The sequence below is a fragment of the Pseudanabaena biceps PCC 7429 genome, from assembly GCF_000332215.1.
GTDB lineage: Bacteria > Cyanobacteriota > Cyanobacteriia > Pseudanabaenales > Pseudanabaenaceae > Pseudanabaena > Pseudanabaena biceps.
Genome location: NZ_ALWB01000439.1, coordinates 1 through 999 on the forward strand (window position 1 = coordinate 1; position 999 = coordinate 999).

Sequence of the window (999 nt, forward strand, 5' to 3'; positions counted from 1 at the left end):
CTTGCTTTATGTTGGTGTTTTCCTCTGGCTTGTGGCAATCTCTTCTCAATCCCCTCAAACCCAAAAACATGGTCGTCTCCCTAAGAGCCTTTTTCGTCTTGGTTTTGATTTTCTGCGTCATATCATTTTTGACCTACATCTCAATTCTGAAGCCTTTTTAACTCGATTAAATTTTTGTCCTGTACTTAGAAAGATCTAACATGTTCATCTTCATGTTTTTATCTTCTTTCCTCATCTTAGCTTGGTTCCGGTAAAGCAATTACTCTCAAACCTACTTCCAGTATACATTCTCTGCCATTCTTTTGGACGCTTTCTATCTGCGTAAGGTGAGTGAACTAAAAATCAAACTGAATCAAGGGATGGTAATCCAATCAAATCGGTGAACAGGCGATCGCCATTCGCGTCAGCGATAACTATGGAGCCTATAGCATTCAAGAATATACGCTCAAGTCAATGCAATAAACCACCACAGATCGTATCGACACCGATTACCCGCATTGGACAGGGACAAGCCTATAGCTATGAAGTACTCGCCCGCGACCCAGAGAATAACCCCGTCATCTATAGCCTGAAGAGTAGCCCTAATGGCATGGCGATCGACGCAAATACAGGGAAGATCTCTTGGACGGGAAACACCGTTGGCAGTTACAACGTGGAAGTCCAAGCCACTGATAGTCAAGGCGGCTTTAGCAGCCAGAGCTATCAACTAGAGGTGATCGCTAATCCCATCAACCATGCCCCTAGCATTACCTCTACACCGCAATTCCAAGCCGATACCAATAGTTCCTACCGCTATCAAGTCACCGCTAGCGACCCCGATGCGGGAGACAAACTCGAATATCAACTGATTAGCAATGGCGGAGCTACAGGACTAGCGATCGATCGCCAGACAGGACTATTGACAGGGAATAACCTGAGTGCAGGAAACTACAAAGTCGTCATCGGAGTCGTCGATGAAGGGGCTTAGGAGCGGCGCAAGGATTTACCCTCACCGCAAGA

1 protein-coding gene and 1 pseudogene are annotated in these 999 nt (G+C 46.0%); both read left to right on the forward strand.

Going from position 1 to position 999, the window contains the following annotated elements; genetic code table 11:
* A pseudogene (locus tag PSE7429_RS27485) lies at positions 1 to 189 on the forward strand (IS4 family transposase); the annotation flags it as partial.
* A 226-nt stretch (positions 190 to 415) separates the two neighbouring features.
* Positions 416 to 967, forward strand: a complete 552-nt coding sequence (locus tag PSE7429_RS22995) for a putative Ig domain-containing protein (RefSeq protein ID WP_009629815.1) — start codon at positions 416 to 418, stop codon at positions 965 to 967.
* Positions 968 to 999 lie beyond the last annotated feature (32 nt).